This is a genomic window from Cohnella baijiui (assembly GCF_020731285.1).
In the GTDB taxonomy this organism is placed as follows: domain Bacteria; phylum Bacillota; class Bacilli; order Paenibacillales; family Paenibacillaceae; genus Cohnella.
Genome location: NZ_JAJFOW010000463.1, coordinates 1 through 217 on the forward strand (window position 1 = coordinate 1; position 217 = coordinate 217).

Annotated in this window: 1 protein-coding gene; it reads left to right on the plus strand. The window is 41.9% G+C overall.

All coding sequences use genetic code 11. From position 1 onward, the window contains the following. Positions 1–217, plus strand: a 217-nt coding sequence (locus LKX83_RS33395; protein ID WP_227887610.1) for a hypothetical protein, incomplete at both ends; no start/stop codon positions are given.

Below are 217 nucleotides of genomic sequence, written 5' to 3' on the forward strand. Positions count from 1 at the left end.
GGGACAGGGAAGTTTTGCTCTTAATCACGAAGTCCTCGCATCTGATAAGCTCATCCAGTTGCTCGAATCTCTTATTGGAGTGAGCGAACATGGATTATCTCTTGCTCAAGTGGAAGTCTCCTATGGACCGGATCGAGTAGAACTTACAGCCAATGCTACGTATCCATTTGCGAACAATAAAGAAACGACTCTATTATTTACAGATTCATATAGTACT